25 protein-coding genes are annotated in these 16,661 nt (G+C 66.4%); 22 read left to right on the top strand and 3 right to left on the bottom strand.

Annotated elements, in window-relative coordinates:
* Positions 1–93 precede the first annotated feature (93 nt).
* Positions 94–312, bottom strand: coding sequence for a hypothetical protein (locus M2421_RS11035; protein ID WP_259206698.1), 219 nt, complete (start codon positions 310–312; stop codon positions 94–96).
* A 127-nt stretch (positions 313–439) separates the two neighbouring features.
* Positions 440–1,114, bottom strand: a complete 675-nt coding sequence (locus tag M2421_RS11030; protein ID WP_259206697.1) for a helix-turn-helix transcriptional regulator — start codon at positions 1,112–1,114, stop codon at positions 440–442.
* A gap of 110 nt (positions 1,115–1,224) precedes the next feature.
* On the opposite strand from M2421_RS11030, the gene M2421_RS11025 reads away from it, so the two are divergent.
* The 9 genes from M2421_RS11025 to M2421_RS10985 all read left to right on the top strand — a co-directional run bounded on the left by M2421_RS11025 (position 1,225) and on the right by M2421_RS10985 (position 6,182).
* Complete coding sequence (locus M2421_RS11025) at positions 1,225–1,446, top strand: hypothetical protein (protein ID WP_259206695.1); 222 nt, start codon at positions 1,225–1,227, stop codon at positions 1,444–1,446.
* Between the two features lie 229 nt (positions 1,447–1,675).
* Positions 1,676–1,954: a hypothetical protein gene (locus tag M2421_RS11020; RefSeq protein ID WP_259206694.1), complete on the top strand. Its 279-nt coding sequence runs from the start codon at positions 1,676–1,678 to the stop codon at positions 1,952–1,954.
* Positions 1,947–2,954, top strand: a complete 1,008-nt coding sequence (locus tag M2421_RS11015) for a hypothetical protein (protein WP_259206693.1) — start codon at positions 1,947–1,949, stop codon at positions 2,952–2,954. Before M2421_RS11020 ends, M2421_RS11015 begins: the two co-directional genes overlap by 8 nt.
* On the top strand, positions 2,951–4,381 hold the full coding sequence (locus M2421_RS11010; protein ID WP_259206692.1) for a replicative DNA helicase: 1,431 nt from the start codon (positions 2,951–2,953) through the stop codon (positions 4,379–4,381). Before M2421_RS11015 ends, M2421_RS11010 begins: the two co-directional genes overlap by 4 nt.
* Entirely contained in the window at positions 4,374–4,592 is a 219-nt protein-coding gene (locus tag M2421_RS11005) for a hypothetical protein (protein WP_259206691.1), read from the top strand. Before M2421_RS11010 ends, M2421_RS11005 begins: the two co-directional genes overlap by 8 nt.
* On the top strand, positions 4,582–5,295 hold the full coding sequence (locus M2421_RS11000; RefSeq protein WP_259206690.1) for a hypothetical protein: 714 nt from the start codon (positions 4,582–4,584) through the stop codon (positions 5,293–5,295). The genes M2421_RS11005 and M2421_RS11000 overlap by 11 nt, the downstream gene beginning before the upstream one ends.
* A 17-nt stretch (positions 5,296–5,312) precedes the next feature.
* Positions 5,313–5,543 carry a hypothetical protein gene (locus M2421_RS10995; protein WP_259206689.1) on the top strand — a complete coding sequence of 77 codons (231 nt, stop codon included), beginning with the start codon at positions 5,313–5,315 and terminating at the stop codon, positions 5,541–5,543.
* Positions 5,544–5,586: 43 nt separating this feature from the next.
* The gene (locus M2421_RS10990) at positions 5,587–5,829 is read left to right on the top strand and encodes a hypothetical protein (RefSeq protein WP_259206688.1); all 243 of its coding nucleotides are present in this window, start codon (positions 5,587–5,589) and stop codon (positions 5,827–5,829) included.
* Between the two features lie 62 nt (positions 5,830–5,891).
* A complete protein-coding gene (locus M2421_RS10985; protein WP_259206687.1) occupies positions 5,892–6,182 on the top strand; it encodes a hypothetical protein in 291 nt (96 codons plus the stop codon).
* A gap of 23 nt (positions 6,183–6,205) precedes the next feature.
* On the opposite strand, the gene M2421_RS10980 is transcribed toward M2421_RS10985, so the two are convergent.
* Positions 6,206–6,688: a hypothetical protein gene (locus tag M2421_RS10980; RefSeq protein WP_259206685.1), complete on the bottom strand. Its 483-nt coding sequence runs from the start codon at positions 6,686–6,688 to the stop codon at positions 6,206–6,208.
* A 128-nt stretch (positions 6,689–6,816) separates the two neighbouring features.
* Between M2421_RS10980 and M2421_RS10975 the strand changes: the two genes are divergently transcribed.
* From M2421_RS10975 to M2421_RS10915, 13 genes are all read left to right on the top strand, one after another.
* A complete protein-coding gene (locus tag M2421_RS10975; RefSeq protein WP_259206683.1) occupies positions 6,817–7,437 on the top strand; it encodes a hypothetical protein in 621 nt (206 codons plus the stop codon).
* Between the two features lie 213 nt (positions 7,438–7,650).
* Complete coding sequence (locus M2421_RS10970) at positions 7,651–7,992, top strand: hypothetical protein (RefSeq protein ID WP_259206681.1); 342 nt, start codon at positions 7,651–7,653, stop codon at positions 7,990–7,992.
* A 2-nt stretch (positions 7,993–7,994) separates the two neighbouring features.
* Positions 7,995–8,225 carry a hypothetical protein gene (locus tag M2421_RS10965; RefSeq protein ID WP_259206679.1) on the top strand — a complete coding sequence of 77 codons (231 nt, stop codon included), beginning with the start codon at positions 7,995–7,997 and terminating at the stop codon, positions 8,223–8,225.
* 29 nt (positions 8,226–8,254) lie between these two features.
* Positions 8,255–9,826: a portal protein gene (locus M2421_RS10960; RefSeq protein WP_259206677.1), complete on the top strand. Its 1,572-nt coding sequence runs from the start codon at positions 8,255–8,257 to the stop codon at positions 9,824–9,826.
* Positions 9,823–10,065: a hypothetical protein gene (locus M2421_RS10955; RefSeq protein WP_259206675.1), complete on the top strand. Its 243-nt coding sequence runs from the start codon at positions 9,823–9,825 to the stop codon at positions 10,063–10,065. Before M2421_RS10960 ends, M2421_RS10955 begins: the two co-directional genes overlap by 4 nt.
* Positions 10,043–10,906 (top strand): hypothetical protein, encoded by an 864-nt coding sequence (locus M2421_RS10950; protein ID WP_259206674.1) that lies wholly within the window; start codon positions 10,043–10,045, stop codon positions 10,904–10,906. Before M2421_RS10955 ends, M2421_RS10950 begins: the two co-directional genes overlap by 23 nt.
* Before the next feature lie 12 nt (positions 10,907–10,918).
* Positions 10,919–11,176: a hypothetical protein gene (locus M2421_RS10945; RefSeq protein ID WP_259206672.1), complete on the top strand. Its 258-nt coding sequence runs from the start codon at positions 10,919–10,921 to the stop codon at positions 11,174–11,176.
* Positions 11,177–11,398: 222 nt separating this feature from the next.
* The gene (locus tag M2421_RS10940; RefSeq protein WP_259206670.1) at positions 11,399–12,262 is read left to right on the top strand and encodes a phage capsid protein; all 864 of its coding nucleotides are present in this window, start codon (positions 11,399–11,401) and stop codon (positions 12,260–12,262) included.
* A 61-nt stretch (positions 12,263–12,323) separates the two neighbouring features.
* On the top strand, positions 12,324–12,842 hold the full coding sequence (locus tag M2421_RS10935; RefSeq protein ID WP_259206669.1) for a hypothetical protein: 519 nt from the start codon (positions 12,324–12,326) through the stop codon (positions 12,840–12,842).
* A gap of 69 nt (positions 12,843–12,911) precedes the next feature.
* Entirely contained in the window at positions 12,912–13,523 is a 612-nt protein-coding gene (locus tag M2421_RS10930; protein ID WP_259206668.1) for a hypothetical protein, read from the top strand.
* On the top strand, positions 13,523–15,736 hold the full coding sequence (locus tag M2421_RS10925) for a hypothetical protein (protein WP_259206667.1): 2,214 nt from the start codon (positions 13,523–13,525) through the stop codon (positions 15,734–15,736). Before M2421_RS10930 ends, M2421_RS10925 begins: the two co-directional genes overlap by 1 nt.
* Positions 15,733–16,179, top strand: coding sequence for a GNAT family N-acetyltransferase (locus M2421_RS10920; RefSeq protein WP_259206666.1), 447 nt, complete (start codon positions 15,733–15,735; stop codon positions 16,177–16,179). Before M2421_RS10925 ends, M2421_RS10920 begins: the two co-directional genes overlap by 4 nt.
* A 2-nt stretch (positions 16,180–16,181) precedes the next feature.
* The gene (locus tag M2421_RS10915) at positions 16,182–16,661 is read left to right on the top strand and encodes a hypothetical protein (protein ID WP_259206665.1); all 480 of its coding nucleotides are present in this window, start codon (positions 16,182–16,184) and stop codon (positions 16,659–16,661) included.

The following is a 16,661-nucleotide window of genomic DNA, read 5'->3' as shown; positions in this document are numbered from 1 at the left end:
CGCAGCCGAGACAGAAGTGAGCGAAAAACGCTCCCAGCGACCCCATGCATGGCGGCTTCGGATATGGCGAGAGAGGTTCTTGGCACGCATGGCTCAGTCCTCGCCGCTGATCGCGGCCTCCTTGCTGGAGTGAGAGGTCAATCCGTTGTGGGGGACGAAGCGGTAGAACTTGGTCGCGCCCTTGTTGGTCAGCACGTACGCATCCGGGAGGAAATCACCGGGCGTCGGAACCTTTGCTACCACGATCAAGGTGAGGAAGCCGACCTTCACGGCCTCACCGACTTCCCACACCTGCTTACTCCGGTTGATCACTTTCTACTCCCCATCTGCCGGCGTCGTGCCGCGATGGGTCTAGATTAGGAGAAGTGAATCGACTGCACAATAGGAAATGTAAATTTAGGCAGCGTAATTTTATGAACGCTGCCTAATTTTGTTCAGGTTACGCAATCTTCTTGGCGCTGTACTGCACGACAGCCTTGCCGGCGATGAACAGATCGTCCGGCGCCAAATAGGGAGGGAACAGGGCATTGGCGCTGACGATATAGACGCCGTCGGCCCGCCGCTGCAGGCCCTTGATCTGCGTCTCGCCTCCGATGTTGATCACGTAGATGGCGTCGCCGTCGTAGTAATTCACGCCCGTGTCCACCATCACCACATCGCCGTTGTCGATGATCGGTGCCATGGACGGTCCGCGTCCGGTGATCAGCTTGAGCCGGCCTGGCTGGGGGAGGAACCCGAGCTTCTGCCGGATGTCCCATTCCGCGTAATCCATGCTTCGGATCACCTCTGGATACTCTTCATTTACGATCCCCTGTCCCATGCCGGCTCCTCCTTCTAGTAGCTCGAGGCGAAGGTAGCCGGGCGGAGTCTCACTGGCCGAGAGGGGGGCCGGATCAGGGCCGTCGTCGATCGTACCCTCCCCACTGGCAAGCCATTCGGGGCTCACGCCCAGGGTGCGCGCCACCTTGAGCAGGGTCTCACCGCGGATGCTCTGCGACCGGCCGCTCAGCCATCCGTGGACGCTGGGGGCGGAAACCCCGACGGCACGGGACAGATCGAGCTGAGTGATGCCGAGCCGGGCCATTGCCGACTTGAGGCGCGATGCGAGATCCATAGGAATTAGGCGTGGTTAAGAGAATTCGCGAATCCTACACCGGATTGTGTTGCGCGGTAAATTAGGTGCTGTTAATCTGTCGATGGACCACCACCACCCACCTAATGACCATGACCCAGGAAGAAGAAGCGCAGGCGTCCGCTCTGATCGACGCTCTCGGAGGCACCGGGGACGTCGCCGCCCTCTGCAAGATCAGCGCCCCATCCATTAGCGGCTGGCGGAAGCGGGGAATCCCGCATCCGTGGCTGATGTTCTTCCGCGAGCGTTTCCCTCAGCACTTCGATGCCGAGGGGAACATCGCGATCGCAGCAGATCCGGGCCAGAGCCAGTAATCGGCCGGCCGGAGCCGAAGGAACGGCTCAGGCGCAGTGAAGGAGAGCGTGCATCCCGGGCGAGGTAGTGGCCGTTCGGGTGTCTGGCGCGAGAACCCATCGTCCAGATACGACGAAGCCCCCGCTGTCGGCCAGACATGTGCGGAGGCTTCGTGAGACCGAGGCCACTATGCCACACGATCACACCCCGGGTAACCCCGCCGGCGCACCGCGCCATATCAGCGACTGCATGCAGGAAGCCGTCGCACGCCTCACAGAACGCCGCGCGCGCCCGCTGGTCACCTTGGCCGAGCGCTTGCCCGACGGCCGCATCGCCGTCCTGGTGTTCGACCGCACGCGGCAGCACGACGAGCCCATGTACGACTTCTACTGCAGCGGGCCGGAGTCGGCGCTGACCTGGATCGCGCAGATGGCCGGCAAGTCGTGGATCACCACGGAACACCTGGGCGCTTTCGCGGCGCTGATTGCCGAGGCGTTCCCGCAAGGCACAGGGGCTGACCGTGGCTAATGCGACTGACGCCCGTATTTCGGTCGCACTGCCTGGCCACCCCAAGACGAAGAAGCTTGCGCGCCGGCTCGGCGCTGCCGGCCCGCTGTACTGCATCTACCTGTTCCTTTGGGCTACGGCCAACCGCAGTGACGGCGACCTGGCGGGCATGACCGACGAGGATATCGAACTGGCTATCGACTGGACGGGCGAGGAGTTCGCGTTCGTCCGTGGCATGGCCGAGGCCGGCTTCCTCGATGGCGAAGAGGGCAATCGCCGCATCCACGACTGGGACGAGCACAACCCTTGGGCAGCTGGAGCGGCGAGCCGCAGTCAGAAGGCGAAGTGGGCCAACCTGTGCAAGTACCAGGGGAAGGAGGAGGCCGAGCGCAAGATGCCGGCCTACGCAAAGCGCCTCCGTGATGCGAGCAAAGATGCCTCCGAAGGATCGAGCAAGGACGGCAAAGGTTCGAATGACGGTCCTATTGGGAGTCCTACAGGCGATCCTATTAGGAGTGGAAATTCCGATGTTGGGACTCCCCCATATCCATCTCCAATACCATCTCCATCTCCACTACCAAATCCATCTCCAGAAGATGAACCCACTGTCGTGGGTTTGTCCGCAGCAGGCGGCGGTGCCGCTGCTGATGACCGCGGCACCGATGGTGGCAACGATAGCCAGGACCTGCTCGGCAAGGTGCCGAGGAAGAATGGCCAGCCACCGTGTCCGCACCTGAAGATCATCGACCTGTACCACGAGATCCTGCCGGAACTTACCGAGGTCCGTGTATGGGAGGGGGACCGCGAGCGCAAGCTGGCCGCGCGGTGGAAGAGCGACGCGGAGCGGCAGAGCCTCGACTGGTGGAGAGCGTTCTTTGGCTCCGTCCGCGAGATGCCGTTCCTGATGGGCGAGCGCACTGGCCGTGATGGCCGGGCCTTTACCTGCACCCTGGAATGGCTGGTCAGCCCGAAGAACTTCGCCAAGGTGATCGAAGGCAACTACCTGGACGTGCGTCGATGATCCGCCACGACGAGAACGCGCAGACGTTCAACCTCGATGCCGAGACGGCGGTGCTGGCCGGCCTGCTGCTGGACAACGACGAGCTGGCCAACGTGCAGGACTGGCTGGCGCCGGAGGACTTCTACAACCCCGATCACTCCCGGATTTACGAGTGCCTTCTGGAGCTGTGCGGCGAGAACAAGCTCGCCGATGCGATCACGGCCGGTGAGTGGCTGCAGGACAAGGCGGGCGAAGATGGCCGGCGGCTGGCACTCCTCGCGAGCGGTATTGCAGGCACCGCGTACACCCGGGCCAACGTCGTTCCCTACGCCGAGGTGGTCGTCGAACATTCGCGCATGCGTCGGTTCATCGATACCTGCCAGCGGGCTCTGCAGGCGGCGACTGGACGCCGTGGTCACTCAGCGGAGCAGCTGGCATCGCATCTTTCGACCCAATTGGCCGACATTGCACCGGCTCGTGCGGTGGGCCCGACGCCTTACCGCGAGGTGGTGAAGAAGTTCGCCGCTCAGCTGCGCGATCGCCATTTGAACGGGACACCCATCGGCCTGCCAACGCCCTGGGCTGACGTGAACAAGGCCATCGGTGGGCTCCGCCCCGGCCAGGTGATCGTGATCGCCGCGCGCTCCAACATGGGCAAGTCGCTGATGGGCTTCCAGCTGGCTCGGTTCACCGGGCTGCGCGGACAACAGGTCATCGAGTTCTCAATGGAAATGGTCGACACCGACGTGGTTGCACGCGACGTCGCCGCGATGGCGGAGATCCCGCTGCAGTGGCTGGTCGGAAACGGCGAACACGCGTCTGCCGAGGATTCCGATAGCTATTGGGCCAAGGCCGCGCCGGCGATAGATGGGCTGATGACGGCGTCGGTGCTGATCGACGATGACCCCCAGCTCAGCGCACCGCAGATCGTGGCGCGCTCCAAGCGCGTGCACCGGCGCAAACCTGTCCAGCTGGTGGTGGTGGATCACCTCCACGAGATGACCTTGCCCGGCAAGCAGGACGAGGCACTGGAGCGGGGGCAGGCGCTCCGTGACCTGAAGGGCCTGGCCAAGTACCTCGACTGTCCCGTGGTGGTGCTGGCCCAGCTCAGTCGTGCCGGGGCGAAAGGGGAGCGACCGAAGGTGACGGACATTCGGGGCTCTGGCGGCATTGAGGAGGTCGCTGACGTGATCCTGTTCGTGCACCGCCCGGACGTCTACAACCCCACTGACCGCCCCGGCCTGGTCGAGGTGATCGTGGGCAAGGGGCGAAACATCCAGACGGGCGCCGTCGTGTCGTTGCGCAATGAGTTCCAATTCCAGCGCGCAGTGGACTGGGATGGACCGGCCTACGAGTTCGACGATCAGCCGCGGCAGCAGAAGCCAGCTACAAAGCCGCTCGGGCGAAAGCTGGGCAGCCGCGCCAACCGGGGTGGCAACGATGACTGACCTCATGCCGACAGGGCAGCAGGCGCTGCGCAACCTCGCCGACACCTACGAGCAGCAAGCCCGTCTATACGACCACCGCCTGTGGCGCGATCGTGGTCAGCGCTCCACTGTCGCAGAGACGTTCCGGCACGCAGCGTCTATCGCCAGGCAGCAAGCCTCGAAGCTGGAGCGCCTGGCCAAGCAGCTGGGGGAGGGCGGCAGTGGCAGCTGACCGCATCGAGCTGCGATTCCGCGCTGACCGCTGGCTCAAGGACCGGCGGCTGCGATCCTGCAGCCCAGCTGCGCGCGGCGTGTGGGTGGACGTGCTGTTCCACCTGCTCGCCCAGGAGCGCCCCGGCGTGGTGATGGCATCGGTGGCCAGGATCGCGAAGGACACGGGCGCCGATGTGGCAACGGTCAGGGAGCTGGCCACGGCCGGCGTGCTGCGTGGGTCGGATCAGCAGGGTGCGGAGTTCACCTGGGCACCGTCGCACGCAGGCAGGAAGGGCGAGCCGATCGTGCTGCTGTCGGTGGAGCAGGGTGCATGCTGGTACTGCCCCGAGCTGGTGAGGGAGGCGCATGTGCGCGAGCGGCGTACCGCCAGCATTCGTGGGGTGGTGCCCAATCGGCCACCAATGGCGAGCAATGGTGAGAGGAACCCAGCGCCGGTACTGGCCCCAGCCGATCCTGCTGCTGGTGCGCGAGCGTGTCTCGCCATGCGCAAGGCAGGGATCACCAGCACAGCACCGGGGCACCCATCGCTACTGGCAGCAATCGCAGAGGGTGCGACCGTGGAGATGTTCGCTGCAGCAGCCCGTCGCGGGGCAGTTTCTGGAAAGGCATTCGCCTGGGTTGTGGCAACGGTCAGGGGCGAATTGATGGGCGCAAATCGGTCCGCCTCGCGCGCGCGCGCGTTTGTCGGGGGCGGTGGGTGAGCAGACGGGGGGATGGCATGAGCAGACACGTCGTGAAGGACAGCCGCATCGACTGGTTCCAGATCCTGGCCGACCTCAACCGGCTGGGCGTCCCGGTGTCGTCGGTGTCACAGCAGACGCAGATCCCCAAGTCGACCATCCTTGGGTGGAAGCAGGGGGCGGAGCCCAAACACGCCGATGGCGAGCTGCTGATGGACCTGTGGATCGGGCTGACCGGCAACAACCGGCACCAGGCGCCAAGGACCTGAGGTGGGGGTAGGATGGGGCCCCGACCTTTCGCGAGCCTTCCCCGTGCCCAAGACGCCCGAACTCCGCCCGTTGGAAGACCAGAAGCACCTGCTCCCCGAGAAGCTGCAGCCCTGGTGGGCTGATTTGCTGCTCGCAAAGCGCGCAACGCGTATTGCCGGCGATGCTGAAGAAATGTCGACGCGGCTCAGGGAACGCGGCTTGGGGTTCATCGCCGCCCTGTACCTGTCGGAGCAAATCACGATTTCGGTCAGGGATGACCTGCGCGAGGCGCTGTTCGTGGCGTAGCTCCAGCCGCGTGGCCAAGTCAAAGGCTGTGCGAGAATTTCGGCTCTACCCAAGGAATAGGGATGGCGATGGCAGGTTTCCGCACGATCATGATGTTCATCACCTGGGCCATCGCGTTCGCGTGGGGTTTCGGGTGGCTGTCCTGGCCGTGGCTGGCCGTGTGCTTCCTGCTCGGCTGGGCGCGGGGCGTGCTGTTCGCCGGCGAGCGCGTCCCCGGTGGCGATTTCCAGCAGCTCTCCGATGACCAGTTCCGCGTGTCATCACGAGTGGTGTGGGTGAGCACCGCCCTCACGGTGCTGCCTATCGGGATATGGGGCGGCATCGGCAAGCTGGCAGCGTGGTTGATTCACTAGCCCTGCCGGGGCCCGTATCATCGTCAGCTCACGATGCTCTGCAGCAGCGACCATGCCTTGGGCCAGTTATCGAGCCCGGCATCCACGAGCTTGAGCACCAGGTGCTCGGTGGTCTTCCCTGGCAGCTTCTGCAGCTGGTCGAGGAAGGCCTTCTTTTCCTGTGGCGGGAGGCCGGCAGCGTCGATCCTGGCCTCGACCAGCTGCGTCAGCGAGTCCTCGTGGACCCTGATCGTCACAACGCCGAGGATTGCCCCGAGCCCGCCGTCGTCAGCGAGGAAGTCCATGCCTTTGGCGGTGATCACCGCGGCCAGTGGAGGATTGCCGCGCCCCTTCGCACCGTAGTACGTGGCGGCGATGAGCCCGTGCTCCTCCAGATAGGCCACGTTCGCAATGACGTGGTGAGGATTGTCCTGGTCGCTGTAGAGGAAGTCGGCGTTCACTTCCTGCGGGTAGTCCTCCGCGAGGCGGTCGAGCACGCGGCGCTGCACGTCCCTGTCGATCTTCATGCCTGATTCCCTCGGGTGGTAGTTAGCCCATCCTAACGCCGTGGGCGGACTGATCGGCCGCAGATAGTCGGGAATCCGCTTGGGCCGGCTCAGCACACTGACGCAACACCCAGTGAAGGAGCCACCCCATGCCCGCACCCGATCTCAAGCCACAGGTCCCCGGCGAGCCGCTGACCGATGCCGCGGCCGATCCCCAGGCCGCCAAGCGCGCCGAGCTGGAGGCAATTGCCGCCCTCAACGCCCCCGAGGTCATCGACGGCCTGGCCACCATGACCGGCGAAGAGCTGGCCCTCCTGCGCGAGATCGAAGCCGGCGGCAAGGGCCGCGTCACCGTGCTGGGCGCGATCGATGCGGCCCTCGCACCGCCCAAGGCCGCTGCCGGCCGCGATCAAGCCCACGCCGATGTGTCGCCCGAGCTGTCGGTGGTCGTGGCCGGCGCGCTGTTCGACTTCCTCGGCTTCCTGACCTCCCGCGACCAGGTGATCACCGCCGGCGCCAGCGAGGACCCTTCGGCAGTGAAAGAAGCAGTCGAGGAATGGGCGGCGGCCCGTGGGCTGCAACTGGACGAGCCGGCCGTGGCGGACTGGCAGGAGCGCGGCACGGAGCTGACCAGCCTGCAGGTGGGCGACCAGGCTGCAGGTGCTGCAGGTGCTGCAGGTGTGCGCAGCGGCGCAGGCGACCCGCAGCCGCGTCGCGCCGTGCTGACCGACCAGGGCTGGGTTGTGCCGGCGCCGGAGGCGAAGGGCTGACATGTGCTCGAACCGCCAAAGCGGCGTGGGCCGCGTGATGGCCGGGGCTGCCGGCGCGAAGCGTGCGCTCGATGCCGGGGAGAGCCGTGAGTCTGTGCTCACCGCCTTCCGCACTCCGGGCGTAGCCAAGGGCGCGACCGTCGCCCCGAACCCCGGCAAGCGCCTCCTGGCATCGGGTGGGCGCCGGCCACTGCTCAGCACTGGAGGCTGAACATGTGCAGCACCCGCCAAGTCCTTTCCCCGTCTGGCTCGCTGTTCAACAAGAACCGCAAGTACGTCGACCCGCTGGGCATCACCAAGACCGCCGTTGGCGACCCGACCGGCCGTATCCGCAAGGAGACGGCAAAGGTCGAGGCCGAGAAGGCCGCCGAGGCGAAGGCCAAGGCCGACGTAGCGAACCAGTACCCCAACGCCCTGGCCGCTGCTGCTGACGCGGCGAACGAAACCACCGCCTCCTCCCTCAACGCCCGCCTGAAGCGCCGCAGCGCGTTTGCGGTGAGCCTGTTGGGGCAGGGCGGCACGCAGTCGCTGCTTGCCAGCGGCGGAAGGAGCTGAGCATGTGCGGATCGAAGAAGGCCCCCAAGGTGGTCGAGCGCGACCTGGTGGCAGAGCAGCGGGTGGCCGAGGCCAATGCCGCATCGGAAGCGAACATGGCGCTGGCATCCCGCCGCCGCCGCCGGCGCGAGAGCAGTCTGCTGACCCTGGGAGCTGATGGCCTGATCGGCGGGGGCTCGACGCCCAGCCTGCTGGCCCAGGCCCAGGGCCGCGCCACCCTCGGGGGTGCTTGATGGCGACCGGTGCCGACGTATGCAAGCGCATGACCGAGCTGAAGGCCCAGCGGCAGCCGCACGAGAACGTGTGGCGCGACTGCTACGACTACACCTTCCCACTGCGGTCCGATGGTTTCGACGGCAACACCGTTGACGCGCAGCAGGCCCAAGCGCGGAAGGCGCGCATCTTCGACGGCACCGGGACGGACGGCTCGCGCACGCTGGCCTCGGCGATCATGTCCGGCCTCACCCCGGCCAACTCCCGGTGGTTCGAGCTGGACATCGAGGACGAGACCCCGGAGGAGAAGCGGTTCTTCGACGAAGCGGCCGAGACCCTGTGGATGAACATCCACCAGTCCAATTTCGACGCCGAGGCCTACGAGGGCTGCATTGACGCCGTGGCTGCGGGCTGGTTCGTCCTCTACATCGACGAGGACCGCGAGCGTGGAGGCTTCACGTTCGAGCAGTGGGCGATCTCTGGCTGCTACCTGACCAGCACCCGGCGCGACGGGCTGATCGACACCTGCTATCGCGAGCACACCATGTCGGCGTCGGCCGCGGTGGCCACGTTCGGCCACGACAACCTGAGCGAGCAGACCCGCAAGCTCGCCAAGGACAAGCCGGACGAGCGTGTGGCCTTCATCCACGCCATCGAGCCCCGGCAGACGTACGCCGTCGGCGCGCGCATGGCCAAGAACCTGCCGTTCGCATCGGTTGTGGTGGAGGCCAAGACCAAGCACTTGGTCCGCGAGTCGGGCTATCACGAGTTCCCGGTTGTCGCGCCGCGCTGGATGCGGATCCAGAACAGCTGCTACGGCGTGGGCCCGGTGTTCGATGCTCTCCCCGACATCCGCACCCTCAACGAGCTGAAGGGCATGCAGCTGGCCGCCGCTGACCTGGCCGTGGCCGGCATGTGGATCGCCGAGGACGACGGCGTGCTCAACCCGCGCACGGTGAAGATCGGCCCGCGCAAGATCATCGTGGCCAACTCGGTCGAATCCATGAAGCCGCTGTCCACCGGCAGCGACTTCAACATGGCCGAGTACTTGGTCAGCAACCTGCAATCGGCAATCCGCAAGATCCTGATGGCCGACCAGCTGCAGCCGCAGGACGGCCCGGCCATGACGGCCACCGAGGTCCACGTGCGGGTGGAGCTGATCCGCCAGCTGCTGGGGCCGATCTACGGCCGCCTGCAGGCCGAATACCTGCGGCCGCTGGTCGAGCGCTGCTTCGGCATCGCCTACCGAGCAGGAGTGCTGGGCGCGGCACCGGAATCCCTGTCGAACCGCGACTACTCGGTGAAGTACGTCTCTCCGATGGCGCGCGCGCAGCGCCTGGAAGAGGTGACGGCGATCGAGCGCCTGTACGCGTCTGCCGCCGGCATCGCGAAGGCCCGCGGCGACAACACCCCGCTCGACCGGCTGAACGATGCCGTGGCGATGGAGATCACCGCCGAGGGGCTGGGCGTGCCGAGCCGGGTGCTGCTCACGCCCGAGGAGTTCGAGGCAAAGCAGCAGGCGCAGGCCCAAGCCGCCCAGGCCGCGAAAGAGCAGCAGATGAGCGAGCAGGTCATGTCGACTGCCGCTGACGCGCAGATCCAGCGAGCGACCGCCGCATGACCGCCGCGAACAAGCCGACCCCCGAGATGTACGCCCGCGTCTTCGAGAACCACGCCGAGGGCGCCTTGATCCTGGAAGACCTGGCGCGCCGGTTCCACCGGCCTGCCGTGCTGGACGGCGAGAACGCCGCCCTCAAGACATACCACCGCGAGGGCGCCCGCTCCGTGGTGGATTTCATCGTCACCCAATGCAACCGAGCCAATGGAGTAATTGCTGATGAGCCAGACGAACACAAATGAAGGGGACCAGGGCGCCGCTGCCGGTGCAAGTGCTGATGCCGCCGCGGCCGCAGCTGCTGCCGGTGCGCAGGGCCAAGGTGCCGCGTCGCTACTGCAGGGGGCAGCAGGAGCGAATGCCAACGACTGGATCCCGGAAAAGTTCCGCACCGTCAAAGAAGGCGGCACCGAGCTCGACGTCGAAGCGTCGGCCCGCAAGCTCGCCAGCAGCTACGCCGAGCTCGAGAAGATCCGCCCGGTCGGCACGCTGCCCAAGACAGCCGGCGAGTACGTGATCGAGGGCCTGCCGGACGGCGTGAGCGTCGACGAGGTGAAGGGCGACCCGTTGTTCAAGGGGATCATCGACCGCGCCCACTCCAAGGGCATCCCCCAGGAGCACGTGAATTTCTTCCTCGGCGAGTACTTCGGCTTTGCGCCGGAGCTGCTGGCCGGCAATGCCCGCATGTCGCAGGAAGAAGCCCGCGGCGAGCTGGCCAAGGTGTGGACCGACGACCAGGCCATGCAGAAGAACCTCGGCCAGGCCGCGCGCGCCGCCAAAGCCTTCGCCGCCGAGGGCGATGCCGCCGGCAGCTACAGCCGCCTGATGGACAAGTTCGGCGACGACCCCGACTTCCTGCGCTTCGCGGCCGCGGTGGGCGCCGAGCTGCAGGAGGACCAGCCGATCAATGGCAATGCCGTCGCCGAGCAGGACTGGGATGGCCGCATCGCCGCCATCAAGGCCGATCCGGCCTACATGGATGGCAAGCACCCGCAGCACAACCAGAAGGTGCAGGAGCTGTCTGCCCTGTACCAGAAGCGCTACGGCACGCAGCAGCAGCGCCTCGGCGCTGGCGCCACTCGATAACAGGAGCCGGTCATGGCCTACCCCGACGTCCACCCGGAAATCATCAGTGAAGAGCGGCTAGCGAGCGGCCTTTGGGTGGAGAGGTCGCGCTCTGGCAGGGTGCTGAGCGGCTACCGCGTCTACCACCGGATCAACCTGGCTTATGGGCACTTTGACGGTGCTTCAAAGATCGTCACAGAGGACACCCCGAAGGAGCGGTGGCTTGCGCAACGGTCGGCAAGACGCCAAGCCTTCCGCAAGGCCGCCCCACTCCTGCGGCCGTCCGCGTAGCACACCCGTCTAAACCTAGAAGCCCCGCCCACCGCGGGGCTTTTTCTTTGCGCGAAATAGTCGGGAAACCGACCTCACACAGCGCCAACACTCGCAGGCATCTGGCCCGAGGTGGCACTCGGATAACCAGCCCAGCCCGCGCACCGATGCCACGCGAACCGCACGGCCCCGCCAGGGACAACCGAGCAGGCACGAACACCCCTTCACCCCTTCGGAGTTTCTATGAGCCAGTACATCACCGAAGCGTTCGTGCAGCAGTTCGCCGACAACTTCAAGCACGTCGCCCAGCAGACCGAATCCCGCTTCCAGAGCGCCGTGACCCTCGAGCCCGGCATCGTGGGCATGTCCAAGTCGGTCAACCGCCTCGGCCAGCGCAAGGCCCAGCGCCGCCTGGTTCGCCACGGCGATACCCCGATCAACGACCAGCCGCATTCCACCCGCTTCATCGACCTGTTCGACTGGGAAGACGGCGACATGATCGACGACCTGGATAAGGTCCGCATGCTCGTGGACCCGACCAGCGATTACGTCAAGGCGATGGTCAACGTCATGAACCGCACCAAGGACGAGGTGGTCATCGGCGCCCTGGGCGGCAACTCGCGCAGCGCCACCGGCAACGTCGCTCTGCCGGCATCGCAGAAAATCGCGGTTGGCGGCACCGGCCTGACCAAGGCCAAGATCATCCAGGCCAAGACGATGTTCCGCCAGAAGGAGGCGGATGCCATCGGCGGCGAAGAGCTGTACATGGCCTACAGCGCGCAGGCGGCCGGCGAGATTCTGTCGGACGCGACGCTGACCTCGGCCGACTTCATGGCGAGCAAGTTCCTGGAATCGGGCGACGTGGTGGGCAAGTGGCTGGGCTTCACCTGGATCCCGTCCGAGATGCTGCCCAAGGTCGGGAACACCCGCTTCCTGTACGCCTGGGCGAAGTCCGGCGTGGCGCTGGGCATCGGCAAGGACACCACCACCCGCGTGGGCGAAGACCCGGGCAAGGGCTTCAACGTCCGCGTGTACGCCAAGCAGGCCATCGGTGCCACCCGCATCGAGGAAGAGAAGGTCGTCGAAATCGCGGTCCAGGAAGCCTGACCGCTCGGGGCGGTGATCTCGGTCGCCGCCCTTCACCCCATTCCAGTACGAGGAACACACCATGGCCGTAGTCAACAAGGGGAGCGCGGCGATCACCGCTCGCGACTCCGCAGCCGCCCCCGGCGTCTCCCAGCTCGCCTCCACGAAGGTGGCCACCGGGCGCGTCAAGGAATCCATCGGCGTCATCGCGGTGGCCAACGGCGACAGCATCGCCAGCGTCCTGCGCTTCTTCACCATCAACTCGGGCTGGCGCGTCAGCTCGGTGGTCCTGGCCTGCACCGCGATCACCGGCGGCGCAGCTGACATCGGGCTGTATGACCTGCCGACCCGCAACGCCGGCGCGGTGGTCGATGCCGACTTCTTCGGCTCCGCGGTCGACTTGGCCGCCGCGCAGGAGATCACCAACGTCCTGCGGGAGTCGGGCCTGATCACCGTCGAGAAGCTGGAGTGGCCGGTGTGGCGCCTGCTGGGCCTGGCCACCGATCCGGGCGTGCAGTACGACGTCTGCGCCACGCTCACCGCCGGCGCCACCGCTGCCGGGTTCGTCGCGCTGAAGGGCCACTTCGTCGACGGGAACTGATCCCAACCGGATCGGATGCAGTACACGCCGGGGGCCACGCGCCCCCGGTGCTACATGAGGACCAGCGCGATGATTGAGACCGCAAACGAAGTCAGTATCTGCTCCAACGCGCTGCTGTCTCTCGGGGCCAAACCGATCGCCAGCTTCGACGAGGCCAGCTACGAGCCCAACTTGGACCGAGCAAAGCTTTGCGCCGGGATCTACCCCGGCCTGAAGAAGTCGATTCTCCGCGGCCATCCATGGAACTGCGCAATCAAGCGCGTCCAGCTCTCCCCCGACGCCTCCGCGCCGCCATTCGGATTCCGCAGCCGCTTCCTCCTGCCGGGCGACTGGCTGCGCACGCTGGCGGTCGGTGACGAGCGCAACGGGCAGCGGGTGACCTACCGGTCCGAAGGCCGCTACCTGCTGAGCGACGAGGTGGTGTTCCCTCTGGTCTACATCGCAGACGTGCCCGAGAGCGAGTGGGATTCGCTGCTGGTGGACGTCATGACCGCGGCGATGGCCGTGCGCCTGGCGTACCCCATCACGACCTCGGGCAGCATGGTCGAACTGAAGACGGCCGAGCTGCGCAACCTCATGGACAAGGCCCGGGCAGTAGACGGGCAGGATGATCCGCCGGAGACCCTGGGCGACTTCCCGCTGCTGACGGCGCGCGCGGGCGGCTACAGGGGGAACTGGTAATGCGCGCAGCGATCATGAAGACGAACTTCACCGCTGGAGAGCTGAGCCCGAGGCTCTACGGCCGCTCGGACATCGACCGGTACAACAACGGCGCCAAGGTGCTGCTCAACGTGTTCGTGCTGGTCCAGGGCGGCGTCATCGGGCGCTATGGGCTGCGCTTCACCCAGCCGGCGAAGCACGGCGACAAGCACGCCGTGCTGATCCCCTACGTGTTCAACCGCGATCAGGCGTACATGCTGGAGGTGGGCGACGCCTACATCCGTGTCTACCTGCAGAACGGCGCCCAGGTGCAGACCGAGGCGACCCCGGGGGTGTTCGCTCCCTACGAGATCCAGAGCGACTACGCCGAGGCGGACCTGGACGCGATCGACTACGTGCAGAGCGGGGACACGATGTTCCTGTTCCACGTCAACTACCCCACGCGCCGCCTGCGCCGGTTCGGCAACGCCGCCTGGGTGTTGGAGGATGTGCCGTGGGTGAACCTGCCATACGCCGAGGTTGGCACCAGGCCGGCCGCCTCGCTCACGCTGGACAGCCTTGCGCTTGGGCCGGGCAGGACGTTGACGGCTAGCGCCGCTGCGTTCATGGCGTCGGACGTGGGCCGCGAGATCGAGACCGAGGGCGGCTTGGCGCTCATCACCGCATTCACCAGCGCCACGGTCGTCACAGCCGACGTGCTCACTCCGTTCCCCGGCCTGGTCATCGCTGACGGCGACTGGCTGATCACTGGCAGCCCCTACGCGACCCTGACGCCGACCTGGCCCGCCGGCAGCGGCACCGACCTGCCGGCCGTGGGCGCAGCCATCACGCTGACGCTGGGGGCTGCTGGCTGGCGCGATGAGGACGTGGGCAAGTGGGTCGATATCAACGCCGGCCTGATCCAGATCACTGCGGTGTCGTCGGCGACCGTGGCCACCGGCGAACTGCGACGCGTCATGTCCGCGCTGGTCGCTTCGCCTGCACTGGCTTGGACCTTGATGGGTAGCGCCTGGGGCGGCCGGAACGGCTATCCCCGGACCGGCACGTTCTTCGAGCAGCGCCTCTGGTGCGCCGGCTCGCGCATGTTCCCGCAGACCGTGTGGGGCTCACGGATCGGCGAGTACCTCGACTTCGAGCTGGGCGCCGAATCTGACGACGCTATGTCGCTCTCGGCCGCCAGTGAGCAGCAGCACACGATCACGCACCTGACCGGCTTGGGCGCGCTGGTCACGCTGAGCAACGGGGGCGAGACCACGATCCGTGGCACCGATGATTCTGCGATCGCGCCCAACTCCAAGAACAAGATCAAGCCGCAATCGAACTTCGGCTGCAGCCTCGTGTCGCCCGAGCGCATCGGCGGCGAGCTGCTGTTCGTGCAGCGCGGCGGGCGGAAGATTCGCGCGCTCTCCGCCGACAAGATCGACTCCGACCAGTTCGGCGCGCCGGACATGACGGTGCTTGCCGAGCACATTACCCGCGCCGGCGTGGCCGGGCTGGCCTACCAGGCAGAGCCGGACCCGCTCCTGTTCACGCTGATGGCAGACGGTGAGCTGGCGGTGCTCACCTTCGACCGGGACCAAGACGTGATCGGCTGGACGCGGCAGTCCACGCAGGGCCGCTTCGACGCCCTGGCCACGCTGCCCACTGAAGACGGCGACCAGGTGTGGGCCATCGTGATTCGTGAAGTGAACGGGCAGCAGGTCCGCTACGTCGAACGCTTCGATCCTTCGCTTCACACCGACAGCGCCATTACCGGAGTCGACCCGGCCGGCACCGCCGTGTGGGGCGGCCTGGCCCACCTGGAAGGCATGGCGGTGAAGGTGAAGGCGGACGGCGTCGAGCTGGGGGATCGCATCGTCAGCGGCGGCGAGATCACGCTGGAGCGCCCGGCCAAGACGGTCGAGATCGGCCTCCAGTACGTGTCTCGGGTCGAGATGCTGCGCCCGGAGGTGCAAACCCAGGAGGGCACATCTCAGGGCGGCAGCGTCCGAATCTCGGAGGTCAAGTGCCGGTTCCTGGAGACGATCGGGGCGACGGTCAACGGGCAACTCATCTTCGGCCGGCCCCTGGGCCTTGGCGTGCTGGACAAGCCGCCTCAGCCCTTCACCGGCGACGTGCCGGTCGAGACGTTGGGCTGGGGGCGTGGCGACTTCCACGTCGTCGTCGAGCAGAAGCAGCCATATCCATTCCACCTGCAGGCCGTAATTTCAACCACCACGGTGAACGCCAAATGATCCGCTCCGCCACGCACGCCGACATCGGCGATCTTCTGGTCCTCTCCGAAGCGATGCACGCCGAGTCGCGCTATGTCGCTTACCCGTTTTCCCCGTCGAAGATGGCCGGCCTGTTCCGCGCGCTCATTGATGGCCAGGGGTGTGTGTTCGTCGCGGAGGCAGACGGCCAGCTGGTCGGAATGGCCGCCGGCTACTGCGAGGAATTCTGGTTCGCCGACGCCAAGGTGGCCGGCGAGTACGGCATCTACGTGACCAAGCAGCACCGCGGATCGCGCTTGGGCGTTCAGCTCCTGCGCGAGTACGTCAGCTGGTGCAAGGCCGTGGGTGCAGACCTGATCCAGGCGGGCATCACCACCGGCGTGACGCATGAGCGCACGTCGCAGGTCTACCAGGGCATCGGGTTCACCCCGACCGGCACTGTCTTCGAATACACGGGAGAGTAAGCATGGGCGCAGCCGCCATCCCAATCATCCAATGGGGCACCGCGCTACTGGCCGCCGGCGCCGCCGTGCAGCAGGGCAAGGAGGCCCAGGACTACAACGAGTACCTGGCCAAGCAGAGCGAGGCCGACGCCCGCACCGCAAAGAGTGCGGCGGAAGTCGAAGCGATGCGGATCCGCAAGCAGCGCGACAAGGTGCGCGCCGATGCGATCGCCACCATCGCGCAGTCCGGTGTGGACGTGAACAGCGATACCGCCCTGCGGATCGATGAACAGATCACGCGCGACTCGGAGGAGGACGCTTTCCTGGCTCTGGCGGGCGGCACCGACCGGGTGAACCGGCTGGGCGCGGAGGCAGACGGCTACCGGATCTCGGGCAAGCAGGCGCGCACGGCGGGCTACGTGAAGGCCGGCACCTCGCTTCTTGGAGCCGCATCCAACAACGGCCGGGGCTGGAAGCGCACCGGCACCGCAGGAGGCGCCTGA

Origin of the sequence: Stenotrophomonas sp. BIGb0135, assembly GCF_024810105.1 — a bacterium.
Taxonomy (GTDB): Bacteria; Pseudomonadota; Gammaproteobacteria; order Xanthomonadales; family Xanthomonadaceae; genus Stenotrophomonas; species Stenotrophomonas maltophilia_AB.
Note: the sequence above shows the minus strand (reverse complement) of the source record. Positions and strands in the feature narration are given on the sequence as shown.

Excerpts from the sequence above, each read along its gene's own strand:
- M2421_RS11030 (WP_259206697.1), bottom strand. The coding sequence starts at position 1,114 with ATGGATCTCGCATCGCGCCTCAAGTCGGCAATGGCCCGGCTCGGCATC.
- M2421_RS11025 (WP_259206695.1), top strand. The coding sequence starts at position 1,225 with ATGACCCAGGAAGAAGAAGCGCAGGCGTCCGCTCTGATCGACGCTCTC.
- M2421_RS11020 (WP_259206694.1), top strand. The coding sequence starts at position 1,676 with ATGCAGGAAGCCGTCGCACGCCTCACAGAACGCCGCGCGCGCCCGCTG.
- M2421_RS11010 (WP_259206692.1), top strand. The coding sequence starts at position 2,951 with ATGATCCGCCACGACGAGAACGCGCAGACGTTCAACCTCGATGCCGAG.
- M2421_RS11005 (WP_259206691.1), top strand. The coding sequence starts at position 4,374 with ATGACTGACCTCATGCCGACAGGGCAGCAGGCGCTGCGCAACCTCGCC.
- M2421_RS10995 (WP_259206689.1), top strand. The coding sequence starts at position 5,313 with ATGAGCAGACACGTCGTGAAGGACAGCCGCATCGACTGGTTCCAGATC.
- M2421_RS10985 (WP_259206687.1), top strand. The coding sequence starts at position 5,892 with ATGGCGATGGCAGGTTTCCGCACGATCATGATGTTCATCACCTGGGCC.
- M2421_RS10980 (WP_259206685.1), bottom strand. The coding sequence starts at position 6,688 with ATGAAGATCGACAGGGACGTGCAGCGCCGCGTGCTCGACCGCCTCGCG.
- M2421_RS10975 (WP_259206683.1), top strand. The coding sequence starts at position 6,817 with ATGCCCGCACCCGATCTCAAGCCACAGGTCCCCGGCGAGCCGCTGACC.
- M2421_RS10970 (WP_259206681.1), top strand. The coding sequence starts at position 7,651 with ATGTGCAGCACCCGCCAAGTCCTTTCCCCGTCTGGCTCGCTGTTCAAC.
- M2421_RS10965 (WP_259206679.1), top strand. The coding sequence starts at position 7,995 with ATGTGCGGATCGAAGAAGGCCCCCAAGGTGGTCGAGCGCGACCTGGTG.
- M2421_RS10960 (WP_259206677.1), top strand. The coding sequence starts at position 8,255 with ATGACCGAGCTGAAGGCCCAGCGGCAGCCGCACGAGAACGTGTGGCGC.
- M2421_RS10955 (WP_259206675.1), top strand. The coding sequence starts at position 9,823 with ATGACCGCCGCGAACAAGCCGACCCCCGAGATGTACGCCCGCGTCTTC.
- M2421_RS10950 (WP_259206674.1), top strand. The coding sequence starts at position 10,043 with ATGAGCCAGACGAACACAAATGAAGGGGACCAGGGCGCCGCTGCCGGT.
- M2421_RS10945 (WP_259206672.1), top strand. The coding sequence starts at position 10,919 with ATGGCCTACCCCGACGTCCACCCGGAAATCATCAGTGAAGAGCGGCTA.
- M2421_RS10940 (WP_259206670.1), top strand. The coding sequence starts at position 11,399 with ATGAGCCAGTACATCACCGAAGCGTTCGTGCAGCAGTTCGCCGACAAC.
- M2421_RS10935 (WP_259206669.1), top strand. The coding sequence starts at position 12,324 with ATGGCCGTAGTCAACAAGGGGAGCGCGGCGATCACCGCTCGCGACTCC.
- M2421_RS10930 (WP_259206668.1), top strand. The coding sequence starts at position 12,912 with ATGATTGAGACCGCAAACGAAGTCAGTATCTGCTCCAACGCGCTGCTG.
- M2421_RS10925 (WP_259206667.1), top strand. The coding sequence starts at position 13,523 with ATGCGCGCAGCGATCATGAAGACGAACTTCACCGCTGGAGAGCTGAGC.
- M2421_RS10920 (WP_259206666.1), top strand. The coding sequence starts at position 15,733 with ATGATCCGCTCCGCCACGCACGCCGACATCGGCGATCTTCTGGTCCTC.
- M2421_RS10915 (WP_259206665.1), top strand. The coding sequence starts at position 16,182 with ATGGGCGCAGCCGCCATCCCAATCATCCAATGGGGCACCGCGCTACTG.